The organism is Trinickia diaoshuihuensis, from assembly GCF_003390925.1.
GTDB lineage: Bacteria > Pseudomonadota > Gammaproteobacteria > Burkholderiales > Burkholderiaceae > Trinickia > Trinickia diaoshuihuensis.
Map to the genome: position 1 here is coordinate 1 of NZ_QUBS01000050.1, position 17106 is coordinate 17106.

General features: G+C 67.3%; 16 protein-coding genes and 1 pseudogene. 14 read left to right on the top strand and 3 right to left on the bottom strand.

Annotation, left to right across the window (positions count from 1 at the left end; translation table 11 throughout):
- From DXT59_RS11245 to DXT59_RS11290, 10 genes are all read left to right on the top strand, one after another.
- Positions 1 to 1087: type II secretion system F family protein (locus DXT59_RS11245; RefSeq protein ID WP_205417408.1), on the top strand; the 1087-nt coding region annotated here is incomplete at its 5' end.
- The gene (locus DXT59_RS11250) at positions 1087 to 2796 is read left to right on the top strand and encodes a GspE/PulE family protein (RefSeq protein ID WP_116136989.1); all 1710 of its coding nucleotides are present in this window, start codon (positions 1087 to 1089) and stop codon (positions 2794 to 2796) included. The genes DXT59_RS11245 and DXT59_RS11250, both read left to right, overlap by 1 nt.
- The gene (locus DXT59_RS11255) at positions 2789 to 3673 is read left to right on the top strand and encodes a hypothetical protein (RefSeq protein ID WP_205417409.1); all 885 of its coding nucleotides are present in this window, start codon (positions 2789 to 2791) and stop codon (positions 3671 to 3673) included. The genes DXT59_RS11250 and DXT59_RS11255 overlap by 8 nt, the downstream gene beginning before the upstream one ends.
- Complete coding sequence (locus DXT59_RS11260) at positions 3670 to 4221, top strand: pilus assembly protein (RefSeq protein ID WP_116136997.1); 552 nt, start codon at positions 3670 to 3672, stop codon at positions 4219 to 4221. The genes DXT59_RS11255 and DXT59_RS11260 overlap by 4 nt, the downstream gene beginning before the upstream one ends.
- Positions 4218 to 5399: a hypothetical protein gene (locus DXT59_RS30940; RefSeq protein ID WP_205417410.1), complete on the top strand. Its 1182-nt coding sequence runs from the start codon at positions 4218 to 4220 to the stop codon at positions 5397 to 5399. The genes DXT59_RS11260 and DXT59_RS30940 overlap by 4 nt, the downstream gene beginning before the upstream one ends.
- A complete protein-coding gene (locus DXT59_RS11270; protein WP_116136990.1) occupies positions 5396 to 5941 on the top strand; it encodes a hypothetical protein in 546 nt (181 codons plus the stop codon). The genes DXT59_RS30940 and DXT59_RS11270 overlap by 4 nt, the downstream gene beginning before the upstream one ends.
- 31 nt (positions 5942 to 5972) lie before the next feature.
- Positions 5973 to 8516 carry a secretin N-terminal domain-containing protein gene (locus tag DXT59_RS11275; protein ID WP_116136991.1) on the top strand — a complete coding sequence of 848 codons (2544 nt, stop codon included), beginning with the start codon at positions 5973 to 5975 and terminating at the stop codon, positions 8514 to 8516.
- A complete protein-coding gene (locus DXT59_RS11280; protein WP_116136992.1) occupies positions 8513 to 9070 on the top strand; it encodes a type II secretion system protein in 558 nt (185 codons plus the stop codon). Before DXT59_RS11275 ends, DXT59_RS11280 begins: the two co-directional genes overlap by 4 nt.
- Positions 9070 to 9480, top strand: a complete 411-nt coding sequence (locus tag DXT59_RS11285; RefSeq protein ID WP_116136998.1) for a type II secretion system protein — start codon at positions 9070 to 9072, stop codon at positions 9478 to 9480. Before DXT59_RS11280 ends, DXT59_RS11285 begins: the two co-directional genes overlap by 1 nt.
- On the top strand, positions 9477 to 10280 hold the full coding sequence (locus DXT59_RS11290) for a hypothetical protein (protein ID WP_205417411.1): 804 nt from the start codon (positions 9477 to 9479) through the stop codon (positions 10278 to 10280). Before DXT59_RS11285 ends, DXT59_RS11290 begins: the two co-directional genes overlap by 4 nt.
- Positions 10281 to 10448: 168 nt before the next feature.
- On the opposite strand, the gene DXT59_RS11295 is transcribed toward DXT59_RS11290, so the two are convergent.
- From DXT59_RS11295 to DXT59_RS11305, 3 genes are read right to left on the bottom strand one after another with little or no spacing between them, the layout of a single operon-like run.
- Positions 10449 to 11768: an LLM class flavin-dependent oxidoreductase gene (locus DXT59_RS11295; protein WP_116136999.1), complete on the bottom strand. Its 1320-nt coding sequence runs from the start codon at positions 11766 to 11768 to the stop codon at positions 10449 to 10451.
- 19 nt (positions 11769 to 11787) lie between these two features.
- Positions 11788 to 12099, bottom strand: coding sequence for a hypothetical protein (locus tag DXT59_RS11300; protein WP_116136993.1), 312 nt, complete (start codon positions 12097 to 12099; stop codon positions 11788 to 11790).
- A gap of 21 nt (positions 12100 to 12120) precedes the next feature.
- Complete coding sequence (locus DXT59_RS11305; RefSeq protein WP_116136994.1) at positions 12121 to 13653, bottom strand: sodium:solute symporter family protein; 1533 nt, start codon at positions 13651 to 13653, stop codon at positions 12121 to 12123.
- Positions 13654 to 13916: 263 nt separating this feature from the next.
- Here DXT59_RS11305 and DXT59_RS11310 point away from each other — a divergent pair, with 263 nt between their 5' ends.
- The 4 genes and pseudogenes from DXT59_RS11310 to DXT59_RS30570 all read left to right on the top strand — a co-directional run.
- Positions 13917 to 14996 carry an LLM class flavin-dependent oxidoreductase gene (locus DXT59_RS11310; protein ID WP_205417412.1) on the top strand — a complete coding sequence of 360 codons (1080 nt, stop codon included), beginning with the start codon at positions 13917 to 13919 and terminating at the stop codon, positions 14994 to 14996.
- A 3-nt stretch (positions 14997 to 14999) separates the two neighbouring features.
- Complete coding sequence (locus DXT59_RS11315) at positions 15000 to 15923, top strand: LysR family transcriptional regulator (protein ID WP_116136995.1); 924 nt, start codon at positions 15000 to 15002, stop codon at positions 15921 to 15923.
- A 234-nt stretch (positions 15924 to 16157) separates the two neighbouring features.
- Positions 16158 to 16652, top strand: coding sequence for an HrpB1 family type III secretion system apparatus protein (locus DXT59_RS11320; RefSeq protein ID WP_116136996.1), 495 nt, complete (start codon positions 16158 to 16160; stop codon positions 16650 to 16652).
- Between the two features lie 146 nt (positions 16653 to 16798).
- A pseudogene (locus DXT59_RS30570) lies at positions 16799 to 17106 on the top strand (hypothetical protein); the annotation flags it as partial.

Below are 17106 nucleotides of genomic sequence, written 5' to 3' on the forward strand. Positions count from 1 at the left end.
CGGGCTGCACGTCACGCGCGTGGCGCCGGCGCGCGCGCTGGGCCGCCCGGCCGGGGGGCGCGGGCGGATCTCGCTGGTGCTGTTCAGCCAGGAGCTGCTGGCCCTGCTCAAGGCCGGCCTGTCGATCGTCGAAGGCCTCGAGGCGCTGCTCGAACGCGAGGGCGGCGCGCGGCTGCGCAGCGTGCTGGAGCGGATCCTGGCCGGGCTGCGCGAGGGCAAGCGCTTCTCCAGCCTGCTCGGCGAGCAGCCCGACGTATTCCCCCCGCTCTATGTCGGCATCGTGCGCGCGGCCGAGGGCACCAGCGACCTGCCGCGCGCGCTGCAGCGGTACGTCGACTACCAGGAGCGCATCGACACGGTGCGCAACAAGCTGGTCAGCTCGGCGATCTACCCCTCGATCCTGCTGGTAGTGGGCGGCGGCGTGTCGACCTTCCTGATCACCTACGTGGTGCCGCGCTTCGCGACTATCTACGAAGGCACCGGCCGCGCCCTGCCGTGGATGTCGCAGATGCTGCTCGATTGGGGTAAGTTCGCCTCCGCGCACGGCCTGCCGTTGGCGCTGACCGCGCTGGCCGGCGTCGCCGCGATCTTCCTCGGGGTGCGCGCCACCGTCGCGCGCGTCGGGCTGGTCAGCCTGCTCGCGCGCGTGCCGTTGCTCGGGCCGCATCTGCGCATCTACCAGCTCTCGCGCCTGTACCTGACGCTGGGCATGCTGCTCGGGGGCGGCATCCCAATCGTCGCGGCAATGGAGACTGCCTGCGGCACGGTCTCGCCGTCGATGCGCGACGCGCTGCTGCTGGCGCGCGCCGCCGTGCAGTCGGGCGAGCCCTTGTCGGGCGCGTTCCAGGCTCGCCAACTGACCACGCCGATCTCGCTGCGCATGCTGCGGGTGGGCGAGCGCTCGGGCGAGCTCGGCGCCATGCTCACGCAGTCGGCCGCCTTCTACGACGGCGAGATCAGCCGCTGGATCGACCGCTTCACGCGCATGTTCGAGCCGCTCCTGATGTCCGCGATCGGCGTGGTGGTGGGCACCATCGTCGTGTTGCTCTACATGCCCATCTTCGATCTCGCGGGGAGCCTGTCGTGATGTATCTCGAACCCGCGCAGGGCGAGGCACGGCCGCTCGATGCCATGCCCTTCGACGCCGAACTGCTCGCCCGCGCCCGCGCCGCGGCCTCCGCCACCCAACGCCATCTGATCGACGAGCTGCAGGCGCTGACCGGCGCCGAGCCCTTCGAGCTGCTGCGCGCGCTCGCACGCCAGACGGCGATGCCGGTGCTGGAGACGGCCGGCATGCTGGCGCTCGAGCCGGTGTTCGAGCGGGTCCCGCTCTCGCGCGCCATGCAGCGCCGCTGCGCGTTGCTGCGCGAGAGGGGCGGCGCGCTGGTGGGAGTGGTCACCAGCCCCTTCGACCTGGATCTGCAGACCTGGCTCGGCGCTCAGGCCGGCGCCGCCGTCGAGATGCGGCTCGCGTTGCCGGGCGACCTGAGCGCCTATCACACGCGCATGGAGGAATCGGCGCGCGCGGTCGACAGCCTGGTGAGCACCGGCGACGGCCTGCAGGCCGACGGCCGCGCCACCCAGGTGCTGTCGTTCCAGAGCGTCAACGAGGCGGCTAGCCCGGCGGTGAAGCTGGTCAACTCGACGCTCTACGACGCTCTCAAGGCAGGCGCCTCGGACATCCACCTGGAGAGCACCGCTACCGGCCTGGCGCTGAAGTACCGCGTGGACGGCGTGCTCGACGCGGCCGCCACCCTACACGGCGTGGAAACCGCCGAGCAGGTGATCTCGCGTCTGAAGGTGCTGGCCGAACTCGACATCGCCGAGCGCCGCGTACCGCAGGACGGCAGTTTCCGCGTCGCCGCGGGCGGGCGCGACATCGACCTGCGGGTGTCGATCATGCCGAGCATCCACGGCGAGGACGCGGTGATCCGGATCCTCGACAAGCGCGCCATGATCGAGGCCTATGGCTCGCTCACGCTGGAGGCGCTCGGCTACGACGCCGATTCGCTGGTGGCCCTGCGCGCGCTGGCCGAGGAGCCCTACGGCATGCTGCTGGTGACCGGGCCGACCGGCTCGGGCAAGACCACCACGCTGTACGCCGCGCTCACCGAGATCCACAACGGCCGCGACAAGATCATCACCATCGAGGACCCGGTCGAGTACCAGTTGCCCGGCATCCTGCAAATTCCCGTCAACGAGAAGAAGGGGCTGACCTTCGCGCGCGGGCTGCGCTCGATCCTGCGCCACGACCCGGACAAGATCATGGTCGGCGAGATCCGCGACCGCGAGACCGCCGAGATCGCCGTGCAGTCGGCGCTTACCGGCCACCTGGTGCTGACCACGGTACACGCCAACAACGTGTTCGACGTCTTCGGCCGCTTCGGTCACATGGGCATCGATCCCTATGCCTTCGTCTCCGCGCTCAACGGGATCTGGGCGCAGCGGCTGCTGCGTGTGAACTGCCCGCGGTGCGCGGCGCCCTACCAGCCGAGCGACGCCGAGCTGGCGCGGCTCGGCCTGTCGCGCGATGCCATCGCCGGCTATGACTTACGGCAGGGCATGGGCTGCGGCGACTGCCGTGGCACCGGTTATCGGGGGCGGCGCGCGATCGCCGAAATCCTGATCCTCGACGACGAGATTCGCGACCTGGTGGTGGAGAAGCAGCCGATCCGCGTGATCAAGGAGGCCGCGCGCCGCAACGGCACGCGGCAGTTGCGCGAGGTCGCGCTGGGCCTGGTGAAGCGCGGTGAGACCACGCTGGCCGAAGTGAAGCGGGTGACCCTCAATGCTTGAACGCTGGATGAAGCGGTTCGCGCCGCGTGGACATTGCCGGCTCGCGCTGTCGCGCACCACGGTGACGGTGCGGCGCGTCGGCGCCTCGCGCAAGGTGCCGGCGCTGTTCGTCGAACGGCCGCTGGCGCAGACGAGCACGCCCGAGATGCTGGCGGCCAGCATCGGCGCCGCGCTGGAGGAGTCGGGCGGCCACGGTTTGCCCGTGCATGCGCGCTTCGCCGACGAACTGGCGCGCTATTTCATCGTCACCCCGGCGGAGAACAGCCGCCGCCTGCAGGATCTGCGCGCGGCGGCCGAGGTGCGCCTGCGCAGGCTGTACGGCGACGACCCGGCCCGCTGGCAGATCATGGCCGACTGGCAGGCCGCGGAGCCGTTCCTCGCCTGCGCCGTGTCGCGGGACTGGGCCGGCGCGCTGCAGGCCGGCGTGGCGGCCGCGCGCGGCTGCCTGGTGTCGGCGATGCCGGCGTTCGTCGCTGCTTGGAACCGCTCGTGCCGCGAGCTCGACCCCGGCACCTGGCTCGCCACGCGCGGCGAGCGCGCGATGACCCTGGGCCTGATCGGCGCCGCGCCGCGCGCGCGGCTGACGGCGGTGCGCACGCTAGCGCTGCCCGAGCCGGTGCCCTCGCTGGGCTGGCTGCGCCAGCAGGTCACGCGTATGGCTCTGCTCGACAACCTGCCCGCGCCTGCCGCGCTGCTGCTGCACGGCCCGCGCTGCGAACCCTGGCTGCCTGGCGCCGCCGATTTCACCGAGCCGGGCCTCACGGTGCGCTGGGCCGAACCGGACGAATGGGACGAATCGGCCGAACGCGCGAGCGCCGGCGGCGGCCCGCTGGCCGAGTCCGCCACGCCGTTGGCATGGAGCGGCACCGCGAGATGAGACGCCTGCCCATCGATCTCGCGCCCTTCAGCTTGCGGCGCGAGTGGCACCGAACTCGTCCGTCGGCGCGCGTGCTCGCGTTGGTCGGTCTGGTGCTGTGCGCTCTGGCCGCGTGGCGCGCGCAGACGCTGATCGTCAAGCTGCAGGCGCTCGAGGCGCAGACGGCGCGGATCGTCGAGCGCAACGAGCGGATCCTGCGCGCGGCGCAACGCGTGCGCCGCGCGCAGGTCGACGCCAAGCAGGCGGCCGCCGTCAACCTGGCGGTGGCGCGCTTGAACCTGCCCTGGGACGCGCTGCTCGATTCGATCGAGGCGGCCACCCCGGCGCGTATCGCGCTGATGACGATCACCCCCGAGCCGGCTCGCGCGCTGATCCGCATCGAGGCCGAATGCACGGGCAGCCAGGACCTGCTCGACTATCTGGCCGCGCTCGGAAGGCAGCCCTTGCTGGGCCGCGTGACACTGACCCGGCACGAGCTCGTGAAGGACGGCATGGACCCGGTGCTGCGGTTTCAGGTCGAGGTGGAGTGGCGGGGGAACGGACCGTGAACCCGCAATCCCTCACGCGTGCTCTGCTGCGGCTGCGCCTCGCGTTGGCGCGTTTCGGCACCGGTCACCTGGCGGCCGGGGCGGCGCTGGTCTGCGCCGCGCTCTTGTGGCTCTGCGTGCTGCCCGGCATGGCCGCGCGCGTCGAGGATGAGACGCGCGCGGCGGCGCACCTGGCCACGCTGCCGCCGCCCAGGCCGGCGATCTCGGCGCCCGAGCTGGCCGCCGATCGGCTGGCCGGGTTCTATCGCGGGCTCGGCGATTCGGCGCACACGGGCGAAATCGTGACGCGCTTGTTCGAGGCCGCGGCCGCGGCCGGCGTCACGCTCGACAAGGCTGAGTACAAGCCGGGGCACGACACTGCCGGGCGCTTCGATACCTACACTATTGTCCTGCCGGTGAAGGGCGACTACGCGAAGCTGCGGCAGTTCAGCGAGAAGGTGCTGCTGGCCGTGCCCTACGCGGCGCTCGACGACATGCGCTTCAAGCGCGGCTCGGCCAACGATGCCGGCGTGGAAGCGAACCTGCGTTTCACCGCCTTCTTGCGGCCGGTGACGATCGCTCCGTTGAGCGCGTCCGAAGTGGCGGCGATCGAGACGGCGGCGGCTTCAGGTGCATCGGCGGCGGCAGCCGTCGCGCATGCGAGCGGAGCGGCGGTAAGCGCTGTTTGGTCGGCATCGGCGCCGCAGGCCATGTTGACGATCGATATGACCCGGCGCGCGCCGGCATCCACTGATGGTTTCGTGCCGCTGCCGACCTGGGGCGCGGTGAGCCCGCATCCGCTGGCGGTAGCGCCGGTGAGGCATGGCGAGGCGCCGGCGGCGAAGCCGATGAGCGCGGGAACGTCGGCGCCGAAGACGCCGGTGACCCTGCCGGCGCTGGCGGCAGAGTCGGCATCGACACATTCGACCGAGGCCAAACCGGCGCTCGGCGGTTCGGCTCGCATGGCAGCGCTGGCCGCCGCGGCTGCATCGACGATATCGACCACATCGGCTCATCACGCCGAAGCGAAACCCGCTTCCGCCGTCCCCGCCTTGGCCACCGCGCCGGTGCACGTGATCGATATGCGCGCCCAGCCCGGTGGCTCGACGCGCCGCTTCACCGAGATCGCGATCGTCTCGCCGGGCGCCGCCGCGCCCGCCTCGGCCAGCGCCGCTCCACCCGATGGAGGCGCGCCATGAAAAAGCCGCAGCCCAAGCACATCGTGATGGCCGCGCTGTTCGTGGCCTGCGCGCTGGTGCTGGTGTTCACCCGCCACGATCCCGACGACGACCTTGTCGAGGCCACCACGCGCCCGGCCCAGCCGAGCGTCGCGCAGGCCGCGCCGCGAGGCGCCGATGCCGAACGCGGCGCCGCCGCGGCGGTGCCCGGCACCGTTGCGATCGCGGCGATTCGCGCGCGCACCGAGCGCGGCGATGCCGGCGCCCACGCGCTGTTCAACACGCTGATGCTGGCGCCGCCGCTACCCTCGGCGGCGCCGGCGCAGGTCGACGTGCCGCCGCTGCCGAACACGCCGGCGATGCCCTTCACCTATCTCGGCAAGCAACTGGCGAACGGCCATTGGGAGGTCTATCTCGCGCGCGGCGACGACACGCTGATCGTCCATGAGCAGATGGTGATCGACGGCACCTACAAGGTCGATGCGATCGCGCCGCCCAGCCTGACGCTCGTCTATCTGCCCCAGAAACTAGTCCAGACGCTGGATATCGGCAGTGCCGACTGATCCGCGCGCCACCAGGAACGAAACGTTGCGTATGCCATCCCCGAACCGAACCCGATCCCGCCCGAGCGCGCCGCGCGTCCTGCCGCGCCTGCGGCGCGGCACGCTGCTGATCGCGCTGCCGGTGCTGCTGGGCGCCTGCGCCGCGCAGCAGGCCTATCGCGACGGCCAGAAACTGACCGCGGCCGGCAAGGTCGACGAGGGCATCGCCAAGTACAAGGAAGCCTCGAAGACCGAGCCGGAAGACGCGCAATACCGCAAGACCTGGCTGGCCGAGCGCGAGAAGGCCGTCAACGATCTGGTCGAGGCCGGCGACCGGCTCGCCGCGGGCGGCCAGCGCGAGGCCGCGCGCAAGTCCTACGAGCACGCGCTGTCGCTGAGCCCGGGCAGCGAGCGGGCCCGGGCGGGCATCTCGAATCTCGACGTCGACGCACGCCTGAACCTCGCGCTGAGCCGCGCCGAGGCTCTGTTCATGCGGCACCAGCCCGAGGACGCGCGTCGCCTGCTCGACGCGGTGCTGAGCGAGGCCCCTACCAACCGGCGCGCGCTGGAGCTGCAGCGCCGGCTGTTGGCCGAGTCGGGGGCTGCGCGCGTCGAGGCGGCGCTGGCGGCGGCCTACCGCAAGCCGATCCGCATCGACTTCCGCGATGCGCCGCTCAAACAGATCTTCGACGTGATCTCGCGCTCCTCGGGCATGAACTTCCTGTTCGATCGCGACGTGAAGACCGACCAGCGCACCACCATCTTCCTGAAGAACAGCACGATCGACGCGACGGTGCGCTACGTGCTCGCCACCAATGGGCTGGCGCAGCAGGTGCTCGACGAGAACACCGTGCTGATCTACCCGAACACGCCTGCCAAGCTCAAGGACTACCAGGAGCTGGCTGTGCGCACCTTTTTCCTCTCGAACACCGAGGCGAAGACCATCGCCAATACGCTCAAGACGATCCTGAAGATCCGCGACGTAGTGGCCGACGAGAAGCTCAACATGGTGATCGTGCGCGATACGCCCGACGCCATCCGCATGGCCGAGCGGCTGGTTTCGCTGGAGGACGTGCCCGAGCCCGAGGTAATGCTGGAGGTGGAGGTGCTGGAGGTCCAGCGCAACAACGAGTTGAACCTCGGCGTGGCCTGGCCCGGCTCGGTCAATGTCACGCCGTTGCCGCTGGGCAGCGTGATCGCGCCGGTCACCGGGCAGAACCCCACCACCACCACGCCGTATTACCCCTATGGCTACGGCGGCGGCCTCGGCAGCTTCGGCGGCGGCGGTTCGAACGGCTCGAGCCCGGCGCTGACCATCAACGACCTGCTGCACCAGAGCGTGCGCACCATCGGCTTGTCCTCGCTGCAGGCCACCGTCAACGCGAACGTGCAGGACTCCACCGTCAAGCTGCTGACCAACCCGCGCATCCGCGTGCGCAACCACGAGAAGGCCAAGATCCTGATCGGCGAGCGCGTGCCGAACTTCACCTCGACCGCCACCTCGACGGGTTTTCTGTCGCAGTCGGTCAACTACCTCGACGTCGGCCTGACGCTGAACGTCGAGCCGACCGTCTATCTCGACGACACGGTCGGCATCAAGCTCGCGCTGGAGGTGAGCAGCCTAGGCAACACCATCACGACTACCACCGGCACCGCCGCCTACCAGATCGGCACGCGCACCGCGAACACGGTGCTTCAGTTGAAGAACGGCGAGACCGACGTGCTGGCCGGCCTGATCGACAACGAGGAGCGCACTTCGGGCAACAAGCTGCCCGGCCTCGGCCAGTTGCCGGTGCTCGGCCGCCTGTTCGGCGCCACCGACGACCAGGCCAAGAACACCGAGATCGTGCTGGCCATTACGCCGCACCTGGTACGCAACATCCGCCGGCCCGACGCTGATCTCGCCTACTTCACCTCCGGCACCGAGACGAGCATGCGCAGCATGATCCAGTCGAACGGGATCGCGCCGGCGGCCAACAGTAGCTCGAGCAGCGGCGGTGCCTCGGCCGGCGGCGACACGCCGCGCTTGGGCGCGGGCGGCCAGCCGGGGGTGAGCGGTTACGGCTCGGGCGCCGGGGCCGGCGCCGGCAGCTATGGCAGTGCCTATGGCTCGGGCGGCGAGGGCTTGATTGGCGGCGGCGATGGACTCGCGCCCGGCGGCATCGCGCCCACGCTCGGCACCGGGCAGATGACGGTGGGCGGGCCGCCGCAGGTGAAGACCGGCGATTCGGTCACGGTCTCTCTGACCATGAGCGCCGACCAGCCGGTGGCCAGCGCCGCCTCGACCGTGAGCTTCGATGCGACCAAGCTGCAGTTCGTCGGCGTGACCGAGGGCGACTTCCTCAAGCAGGGCGGCGCGCCGACCCAATTCTCGAGCCGCGTGAGTGCGGGCCAGGTGCAACTCTCGGATGGGGTGCAGGGCGGGATGGGGGGGGCCTCGACCGGGACCTACGCGGTGCTCACCTTCAAAGCGCTCGCGCCGGCCGCGCAGACCTCGGTGAAGATCCAGCCCGGCGCGGTGGTCAGCCTGACCGGCGCGCCGATCACGGTGTCGCCGCCGAGCGCCTACACGCTCGGCATCAACGCGGTGCCATGATGCGCGCACCGAAGACTGCCGTAGCGTCGCGGCCGGCCTCGCGTCGCGCTCACGCCGCGCGAGCCGCATCGGGAGCCCGCTATCGCGCGGCGGCCGGCTTCACGCTGATCGAGCTGCTGGTCACGCTGGCGATCCTCGGGGTGCTGGCCAGTATGACCGTGCCCGTGGCGCAGGTAATGCGCCAGCGCGAGCGCGAGCAGGAGCTGCGCGAGGCGCTGCACGAGATCCGCGCCGCGCTCGACGCCTACAAGCTGGCCGGCAAGGACGGCCGCGTGCCGGTCGAAAACGGCGGCAGCGGCTATCCGCCGAAGCTTTCCGTGCTGGTCGACGGCGTGAAGGACCAGACCGACCCCAAGGGCCGCAAGATCTATTTCTTGCGGCGCTTGCCGCGCGACCCGATGAACCACGACGCGCAACTCGACGCCGCCGATACCTGGGGCAAGCGCGCCTACGCGAGCGAACCCGACGAACCCGAGGAGGGCGACGACGTCTACGACGTGTATTCGCTCTCGCCGGGCGTCGGCCTGAACGGCATTCCCTACCGGAAATGGTGATGGCGACGAGACTTTCGAGCCTGGCGGCGCGGCGCGCCGGCAAGCGCCGCGGCTTCACGCTGATCGAGCTGCTGCTGGTGCTGTCGATCATCGCGCTGATGCTGACCATCGCGCTGCCGCAGTATTTCCACTCGATCGACGCGTCCAAGGAGAAGATCCTGGCCGAGAACCTGCATGCCACGCGCGATGCGATCGACCGGTTCTACGGCGACCTGGGGCGCTATCCCGATTCGCTGCAGGAACTGGTCGACCGACACTACCTGCGCACGCTGCCGTTCGACCCGGTCGCCGACAACGCGACCAGTTGGCAGATCATCGCGCCGCAGGAGCAGTTCTCCGGCAACGTCTACGACCTCAAGAGCGGCGCGCAGGGCAGCACGCTCGACGGGCGGCCCTTCGATTCCTTATGACCGCGATGGCGCGTCGGCCGCTTCGGTCACCTCTGTCGGTGCTGCCCGGACAGCGTGGTTATGCCTATATCGCCTTGCTGATCGGTATCGCCATCGTCGGTGTGGCGGCGGCCGCCACCATTGAACTCGGCGCGCTCTACCAGCGGCGCGTGGCCGAGAAGGCGCTGCTCGACATCGGCGGCGAGTTCCAGCGCGCCCTGCTCAGCTATGCCGACGCCACGCCTGCCGGCATGCCGCGCCAGCCGCGCACGCTCGAGGACCTGGTGCACGACCCGCGTTATCCGAATCCGGTCCGTCACCTGCGCCGCATCTATGCCGATCCGCTGACCGGCAAGGTCGACTGGGTACTGGTGCGCTCGCCGGACGGCCAGACCATCGTCGGGGTCCACAGCGCCTCGCGCGCGCGGCCGATCCAGCTCAAGCTGTTTCCCGATGAGTTTCGCGGTTTCGAGAACCGGCGCAGCTATACGCAATGGGTGTTCGTCGCGCGCCGGCCGCTGCTCGCGGTAGGTGGGCGCGCGCCGAATGCGGGCGTGCCGGCGTCCCCCGACGGCACGCCGCTGCCCGATGCGCTGCCGCCCAGCGGCGTGACGATGCCGGGCGGCATGGACGCGGGAGACTCGATGGCGGGGAAGACCGACGATGAAGGCTCTCCGGATAAGGGGTGGCCGAACGGGGATGGTTTTTCGGCGGGCGATGGTTTCGGTGGCGGGAACGGGGTTGGCAGCGGCAATGGTTTCTCCACCGGCAGCGGTTTCTCGAACGGCGGCTTCTCGCCGGGTTATGGGGCCAATCGCTGAGGTGCTTGCTGGCCTTTACCAAATAACAACCAACTCATCACGCTTGTCCACCGAGTCATGACCAAGCTCTGAAGCCATCGAATCGTCGTAAGGTCGCGACGATCGGCGCTGAAAGGCGAACCCGGTTTGTTGCACTCGCCGAGGTTCGCCAACAACCACCTCACCCAATCAATCCGCGAGAAGATTCTCGCGCAGCGTCGTCCCCTCGTATCGCGTCCTCAACCGTCCACGCCTTTGCAGTTCGGGCACCACGAAATCGACAAACTCCTCGAAGCATCCCGGCGTATAGGTTGCGGCCAGCATGAACCCGTCCGCCCCGCCCACGTCCATGAACGCTTCGAGCTGATCCACGATGTCGTGCGCCGTGCCGACGAGACGAGGCATCCCCATCCCTTCCGCATAGATCAGGGCTGCTTCCTTCACCGTCACGGGTGCCCCGCCCTTCGCATAGATGATCGACTCGAACAATCCCTGAATCCCAGGCACTTCGATGTTCTGGACGATGTCATCGAGAGCGAAGCGCGAGAAATCCAGGCCGAAGTGCCCGGAAATCCACGCCAGCGCGCCTTCGAGCGGAATGCACTCGCGGATCCGCTGATATTTCTCCTCGGCTTCCGCCCGCGTCTGCCCGACGACTGTCTGAACGCCATAAAGGCGCTTCACCGATTGCGGCGCGCGACCGAATTTGCTCACGAGCCGCTCGGTCAGGTCGTTCGAGTATTCACGCATCCGCTCGACATTCGGATGCACCGCGAAGATCGCCTCGGCGTGCTTGGCCGCGAAATCGCGGCCCCGGTCGGACGAGCCGGCCTGCCAGAGAACCGGGCGACCCTGCGGCGAGCGCTCCACGAACGAGCGGCCTCGACAACGAAAATACTCGCCCTCGAAGTTGATCTCCTTCACTTTGGCCGGATCGGCAAACACGCCGGAGTCCCGATCGGCCACGATCGCATCCGGCGCCCATGAGTCCCAAAGCTCGTAGCACAGGTCCATGTACTCTTCCATGCGACCGTAGCGATCCGCGCGTTGCGTCATGTCGGCGCCGTACGCGTCCCACTCGCTTTTCGAGTAGGAACTCACGATGTTCCACGCAATGCGCCCACCCGACAGATGATCGAGACTCGACAGGCGGCGGACCATCGAATAGGGATGCTCGAAAGCCGTCGAAAGGGTGACGCCGACACCCAAATGCGTCGTCGCACCGGTGATGATCGGCGCGATGGTCGACGGCTCGTGAACCGGGCACTGCACCGCGTATCGGACCGTTTCGTCCGAACTGCCTTTCCAGTTGTTGTACGGCGCCAGTTCGTCGGCGATGAACATCGCGTCGAAATAACCCCGCTCCATCGTGCGGGCGAGGTGTTCCCAATAGGGCGGTCGCGTCCAGTCCCAGTTGATCTTGTCGCGGCCGTGCCGCCACATACCCGTGGCGTGGCTGTTGACGCCATGCTGCACGAACCCGAGCAGGTGCGCTTTTTTCTTTGCCATCTCGATCATCCGTTGCTATTCAATCGCTGGTTTCGCGGTACAGCGTGTAGGCGACCGCGGCGGGGCTCAACAGCGCCAGCACGACACCGATGTAGAGCCATCGCGGGCCCAGTCCATATGCCGTGATCGCGGCGGACGAGGCGAGCACGGCGATCACCGCGCCGGCAAAACTCTTGCCGAACTGGTCGGGCCGCCCGTCCTCCGGCTCGTCATTCGACGCGATCGCGCGCTGCAGCGCGAGCCACATGTAGCGAAGATAAAAAACGGTGATGACCAGACCGACGACGATCGTCGCGACAGTCAGCGGCGTAAAGAATTCAATGCTTGCCATTTCCCTGTTCTCCTGTCGGACTCAACTGGCATCGGCCACCGGTACAGCCGCGGATCCCGCGCCGACGTCGTCCTCGCTGACGGCGGCATCGCGCACGCGCCGCAGGCGCGCGTAGTCGAATGGTTCGCGATTCACCGCGCCGAGCACGAGCGGCACAACGGCGCTGATCGCGAGAATCGCAAGCGATCCCCGCAGGTCGCCGAAATGCGCGCGAATCGGCATGCCGATCGCGATCCCCGCGATCGTCCCCCAGACGAAACCCGCGCCGGTCATGCGCGGCCAGAAGAGCGCCAGCACCAGCGGCACGAGAATGGCCGTGCGAATCGCGTAGCTCGTCAGCACGATCGTTACGAAGTCGACGCCCGAGACGACGACGATCGCGGCGATGACGGACGCCAGTACCATCGGCAGCTTGGCCGACACGAACAGCGCGTGTTCGCTGATACGCGGAGCAAGCGGCTTGATGATATCCACGACGAATATCGAACTGATCGCGGTGAATGCGCTGTCGATCACCGAATAGCAGGCCGACAGAATCACGACGACATACAGGATCACCAGCCAGTTCGGCAGCCCGAGGTGAGACACGAGGTACGGCCCGACCGCGGCGGGGTCGCCGCCCAACTGCGTATTGACGTCGATATGCAGACCCAGGCCGACTAGGCCTAGCAGACCGAGCACGATCGGAATCGGATAGAACCACGCGCCGGCCCACAGGAACGTCCGGCTCACGTCCTTCTTCTTGAGCGCCCACGCAACCTGCCAGAACTCCTGGCCCGCGATCGTCGCGGTCAGCAAGCCGAGCGCGAGCGTTACGCCGAAGCCCGTCGCGGCGTCGGCGCGCGTGACGGACAGCAGGCCGTTGCCTTGAGCCGCAACCGAATGCCAGATCGCGTCGACGCCGCCCGCATAGTGCAGGGCGACGACGACGATGATCGCCGACGGCACCGTATGCAATAGCGTCGACAGCGTCGAGGTCGTGATCGATGCCCAGAGCCCGCCGAGTATGCTGTAGACGAGCACGACGACGAGCCCGAGAATCGCCGCGACCTTCGGGTCCACGCCGAATACATTCGACACGACGAGCGAGGTGCCCTTGATGTTGATGATCACCTCGATCAGCGACCCGAACAGAGCGCCGACGATCACGACCGGAATGGCTAGCCGGGTTCCGGGGAAACGCTCGCGCACGAACTCGGGAATGGTGTAGCCCTGCGGCATCAACGTGCGGATCTTGCGCACGAACGGGATGACCGCAATCACCGCGAGACCGTTCGGCACGGTGAACCAGAAAAGCCCGGACAAGCCGAACGTATAGGTCTGCGCGGCCGACATCATCACCGCCATCGCCCACGTCCAGATCGATATCAGGCCGGCCACGCCGAAGCCGAACCCGATCTTGCGACCTGCGATGACGAAGTCCCTCGTGTTCTTGACCAATTTCTCTTTCACATACCAGACGAGAGCCAGTAATGCGACGCCGAGAAGTATCTCGGTGACAATCCCGGCCGTCTGCGAAAGCGGGTTTCCCGCCGCCAGAACGACACTGCTCATGATTTCTGCTCCGATCAGTTACGACCACCTGACCGCGCGCATCTTGGCGGCGGCACCTATGCTCCGCCTTCCATCGGCAGCGCTAGCGTCGCATCTTGCCACCGCCGCGCTCAGCCATTAACTAATTTCATGAGCTATAAATTTTAGAAATGATGCTAAGAAATGGCGGCCGGCGGCGTTAGCATGTCGAGCGCCAACAGCGGCACTGGAACCCTATTTTTGTGCTGTCGTCCAACTGGATCATCACTGCCGGGAACGTCTGAATGTCTACGCAGAAGCGCCAGGGTGCGGGCGCGATCGATTTCGGTGTGTGGCTGCCTGTTTATGGCGGGTGGCTGCGCACGCTCGAACACTGGGCGGCCCCGGACGTCCGGTCTTGCATCGAAGTCGGGCAGCGGGCCGACGTATTGGGCTACGACTTTCTGTACGCCTCCGAGGACCTGCTCAACAGCGTCCACGGCCCGGGCACCGCCGTGATCGACGCCTGGAGCTTGCTTTCCTCGCTCGCGGCCACGACCGCCGGCATCGGTTTGTGCGGCGCGCTCAAACCCGGTCTGCGCTCGCCGTTGCTGGCCGCGCGCATGGTCGACACCGTGTCCAAAATCGCCGGCCGGCGTGCGACGATCAACATCACGAGCGGTTGGTGGAAAGATGAATTCGATCTCGCCGATGTTCCCTGGCTCGATCACAGGGGCCGTTACGATCGCGCAGACGCCTTTCTGCGTACCTTGAACCGGCTTCGGGATCCGGCGATGGCGCACAGTGCTTCACCCGACGTCGATCGGACTCGCCCGCGGAACGGTTCGGAAGCCTTCGGCTTCGACCCGGACATGTCTCCCGATATCTGGATCAGCGGCCATTCGGAACGCGCGACGGCGCTGGCGGCGGAATGGGGAGATTGTCTATTTCTGAACGGATTGCCGGATGTGCAATTGGCCCGGCACATCATCGAAGCCAGGCAAGCCGCGATGCGCTGGGGCCGCCGTGTCTCGATCGCGGTCAATGCGTTTGTGATTGCCGACGAGGACGCTCAAGCAGCGAAAAAACGCCGCGCACAGATCACGAAGAGCCGCGACGATGAAGCGATTACCTTCTTTCGGGCCGCCATGGACGCTTCCGGGGCCGCCTCTTGGGCCGATCTGACCGATGACCTGATGATCGACGCCAATGCCGGCTTCAATGCCGGTCTCGTCGGGAGTTTCGCGGACGTCCGAAATCGCATCGAACAATTGGCCGTGCTCGGCGTGGACAAGATTGTGTGTCAGTTCGACGATCCACTTCGAGACGTCGCGCCTTTCATGCAGCACGTGATCCTCCCTCTGCGCGGAGCGATTCCCGCATAGCCCATGAATCTCGAACAGCTCAAAATCTTCGTCGCGGCAGCGCATCACGGGAGTTTCACATTGGCGGCGGCCAGTCTGGGCCTGACTCAGTCGGCGATCAGCATTTCGATGCGAAAGCTCGAAGAGGCCCATGACGTCGTCTTTTTCAATCGCGTCGGGAACGGTTTGTCGCTTACTGAAGCTGGCCGTGCATTGCTGACGGAAGCCGAGCGCATTCTGGCCGACGTCGAACTCACGGTCGCGCGCATCGGAACCTACCGATATGCGCCCAAGCGCCGTCTGCTGATCGCCTGCAGCCGCAATGCCTACGATCACTGGATGCCGGCCGTCATTGCGAATCTGCAGTCGCGCAAGGATCTGCCGCAGATCGATATTACGGCCGGATCGTCCAATGACATCACGTCATGGGTCATGCGCGGCACGGTCGACTTCGGCTTGACCGAGGCAACGCCGGGGCACAGTTCCATGCGCTACTGGGCGGTCTTCGACGATTGCTTGCGTCTATATGCCCGCCGCGAAATCGCGGAGCGCTTCGGATCCGACGCTTCGTGGCCCTTGCTCGAAGACATCGGGCCCGTGCTGTGGGAGTGCGCAGGCGATCTCGAGCCATTCGTATTGAATGCGATCAAGAAGAATCGACTGCGCGAACAGCGAATACGGCATAGCAGTCTTGCGCTGCGCTCGTTGAGCGCAGTGTATTCGGCTGTCGCTACCGGAAGGCATGCCGGTTACCTCACCAAGCGCCTGGCGGAAGGATATATGGGGGCGCCCCACATTTCGGCCATTCCGGCGTTCGACATCCCAATCCAATATTGGCTCTTTGGACCGCATGAGGGCTTGGGGCGAATACTTTCCGACGCGATCAGAGACGAAGCACAAAAACTAGAACCATCTCCCCCGAAAGAGCCGGCTCCACAAGCTGGCTAGCGCGGTAGTCACTACGTGGGGGCGCGGGCGCCCCCAATCTCTCACCCCTCCCATCCTCGCTGCTTCGCACTGCGAGCGCTCCATTCGCATCGCGCCGGCGAAATCGCATCCAATGCCCGAGACTTAGCGTCAGGGGACGCCCATGACATGCGAGCAGGCCGCAAGGCGTGACGCGGCCATGCGTGGCGCCGCCGCACGCCTTTTGATCGCAAGACTCCGGCAGACGAGGACAACGTGACTTACACAAGATGCAGCGACGAGATAGCTGGCGGTCTCACCAAGATGTTATGGACGGCCTCGCAGTTCGATGACGAGGCCGACTTCGAAGACCTGCTCGAGGCGATCCGTGTGCTTCGGCCCAAGTGGGACGGCGCCGGCACGGTCGCGGCGTGGCGCTACGTGCGGCGTCAGTCATGGGACGACGCGCGCCGTGTGCTCGAGGACGACGATGCCGACGCCAAGCGCTCGGGGCTGCACGCGGCATTGATGGCGGTCTGCTTGTTCGGACTCGAGGATCCGCTGTGGCACAGCTACGCACGCACGGCCGTCGAGCAGCGCGAGAACGTTCACGCCGCGAAGATCGGCGCGCGTTTGCTCGAGCGAGCCTCGAGACTCGACGCTTCCGTGCAAACGACGATGAGCGCGCAAGCGAATGCGCCGGCGTCCACGCCCACGCAGGGCACCGATAACAGCGGCTTCTCCGCGTCGATGACGTGGGTCCGCGCGTAACGCTTCGTTTCTTGCGCTTCGAGCGATTCGCATTTCAGCCGCAATGTTCGCATTGGAGCGCCCACGCAGTAGGAGCAAACCTAGACTGACTTCGCCAAGCAACACCCAAGGTCATCCGAAAACTCACCCGACAGGAAGGAAACATCATGGATCTCAACGTCTCAGGCATGACGAACTACTCGACCGACCCCGCCACGTACCTGCAGCGGCTGACCAGCGGCATGGCCAACGGCTCGTCGGGCACCTCGCCGCAGGATGTGCTCAAAGAAGTGATCGGCCTCATTAGCGAATTGCTCAAGCAAATGCAAAACGGCCATGGCGGCGAGGCCGGTGGTTCGGGCGGCCTGCCCGGTGGTTCGGGTGGCCTGCCCGGTGGCGCGGGCGGCGTGCCCGGCGGCGCGGGCGGCGTACCCGGTGGCGCGGGCGGCGTACCCGGTGGCGCGGGCGGCGTACC

Coding starts and splice junctions, on each gene's coding strand:
- DXT59_RS11285 (WP_116136998.1), top strand. CDS start 9,070: ATGGCGACGAGACTTTCGAGCCTGGCGGCGCGGCGCGCCGGCAAGCGC.
- DXT59_RS11290 (WP_205417411.1), top strand. CDS start 9,477: ATGACCGCGATGGCGCGTCGGCCGCTTCGGTCACCTCTGTCGGTGCTG.
- DXT59_RS11300 (WP_116136993.1), bottom strand. CDS start 12,099: ATGGCAAGCATTGAATTCTTTACGCCGCTGACTGTCGCGACGATCGTC.
- DXT59_RS11295 (WP_116136999.1), bottom strand. CDS start 11,768: ATGGCAAAGAAAAAAGCGCACCTGCTCGGGTTCGTGCAGCATGGCGTC.
- DXT59_RS11315 (WP_116136995.1), top strand. CDS start 15,000: ATGAATCTCGAACAGCTCAAAATCTTCGTCGCGGCAGCGCATCACGGG.
- DXT59_RS11305 (WP_116136994.1), bottom strand. CDS start 13,653: ATGAGCAGTGTCGTTCTGGCGGCGGGAAACCCGCTTTCGCAGACGGCC.
- DXT59_RS11260 (WP_116136997.1), top strand. CDS start 3,670: ATGAGACGCCTGCCCATCGATCTCGCGCCCTTCAGCTTGCGGCGCGAG.
- DXT59_RS11310 (WP_205417412.1), top strand. CDS start 13,917: ATGTCTACGCAGAAGCGCCAGGGTGCGGGCGCGATCGATTTCGGTGTG.
- DXT59_RS11255 (WP_205417409.1), top strand. CDS start 2,789: ATGCTTGAACGCTGGATGAAGCGGTTCGCGCCGCGTGGACATTGCCGG.
- DXT59_RS11250 (WP_116136989.1), top strand. CDS start 1,087: ATGTATCTCGAACCCGCGCAGGGCGAGGCACGGCCGCTCGATGCCATG.
- DXT59_RS11270 (WP_116136990.1), top strand. CDS start 5,396: ATGAAAAAGCCGCAGCCCAAGCACATCGTGATGGCCGCGCTGTTCGTG.
- DXT59_RS11280 (WP_116136992.1), top strand. CDS start 8,513: ATGATGCGCGCACCGAAGACTGCCGTAGCGTCGCGGCCGGCCTCGCGT.
- DXT59_RS11275 (WP_116136991.1), top strand. CDS start 5,973: ATGCCATCCCCGAACCGAACCCGATCCCGCCCGAGCGCGCCGCGCGTC.